General features: G+C 72.6%; 1 protein-coding gene and 2 pseudogenes. All 3 read left to right on the plus strand.

Annotated features, from left to right (window positions below):
• Nucleotides 1-263, plus strand: a pseudogene (locus ACNFOC_RS54430) (MSMEG_0567/sll0787 family protein); the annotation flags it as partial.
• A complete protein-coding gene (locus ACNFOC_RS54435) occupies nucleotides 260-1,111 on the plus strand; it encodes a carbon-nitrogen hydrolase family protein (protein WP_416966321.1) in 852 nt (283 codons plus the stop codon). The pseudogene ACNFOC_RS54430 and the gene ACNFOC_RS54435, both read left to right, overlap by 4 nt.
• Nucleotides 1,108-1,339, plus strand: a pseudogene (locus ACNFOC_RS54440) (hypothetical protein); the annotation flags it as partial. The gene ACNFOC_RS54435 and the pseudogene ACNFOC_RS54440, both read left to right, overlap by 4 nt.

Below are 1,339 nucleotides of genomic sequence, written 5' to 3' on the forward strand. Positions count from 1 at the left end.
AGGCGAGCGGCTGCGGGGCGGTGCTCGACGTGGCCGCCGTGCCCCGTCCGGCGGACGCGTCCATGGGCGACTGGCTGACCTGCTTCCCGGGGTTCGCGATGCTCACCGCCGACGAGCCGGACGCGCCAGCGCTGCCCGCCGGGCCCGCGACCGGCGCGGTGTGCGGGGAGTTGACCGTCGGGCAAGGGGTCGGGCTGCGCTGGCCCGACGGAGAGATCACCGAGGCGGTCGCCTCCGCGGTGACCGGAATGGGGACGGCATGAGCACGCTGCGGATGGCGGCCGTGGCCGCCGAGTTCGGCCGCGACCTGGAAGAGGACTTCGCGATCGCCGAACGGCTGATCAAGGAGGCCGGGGAGCAGGGCGTACGACTCCTCGCGCTCCCGGAGGCGTGTCTGGGCGGCTACCTCCTCAGCCTGGACGACGACAGCGAGTTGGACGAGGGCCCGCCCGCGCTCGCCCTCGACGGCCCGGAGATCCGCCGACTGGCCGCCCTGGCCGGGGAGTTGACGGTCGTGGCGGGATATTGCGAGGCAGCCGGGGACGCCCGCTACAACAGCGTCGTCTGCGTCACCGGCGACGGTGTCCTCGGCAACCACCGCAAGGTCCACCAACCCCTCAGCGAAGATGCGAGTTACGCCTCGGGCGACCGTTTCCACGCCTTCGACACACCGGTCGGCCGGATCGGCATGATGATCTGCTACGACAAGGCGTTCCCGGAGTCGGCGCGGGCCCTGGCCCTGGACGGTGCCGAGATCGGGGTGTGCGTGTCGGCGTGGCCGGGTGCGCGCACCAACGCGAGCGCGGACCTGGAGAGGGACCGCTGGAAGCGGCGTTTCGACCTGTTCGACCGGGCTCGCGCGCTGGAGAACCAGATCGTGTGGCTGTCCGCGAACCAGGCGGGCATGTTCGGGTCGCTACGCTTCGTGGGCAGTGCCAAGGTCGTCGACCCGGGCGGTGAGATCCTCGCCGACACGGGCGTGACCTCCGGCATCGCCGTCGCCGAACTCGACGTCGCGCAGGCCCTGGAGACCGCCCGCCGGTCGATGGGGCACCTGCGCGACCGGCGGCCCGAGACCTATGGACCAGCCCCGGGAGCAGTCACCGCATGAGCACCATCCGGATCGCGGCCGCGGCCGCCCACTTCGGCCGCGACCTGGAGTTCGACCTGGCCCGCGTCGCCAAACTCATCGACGACGCCCGCGGCAACGGCGCAGGACTGCTGGTCCTGCCCGACGCCCAGGTCGGTGACGAGCTCCTTGAGGCCGCCCAGGTGGTCGCCGTCGCCGTTGCCGGCCTCGGCGGCGCCCGTCGCCTCGCCCTCGCCGAAGTAAAAGCGC

It is taken from the genome of Streptomyces colwelliae, assembly GCF_048158785.1.
In the GTDB taxonomy this organism is placed as follows: Bacteria; Actinomycetota; Actinomycetes; order Streptomycetales; family Streptomycetaceae; genus Streptomyces.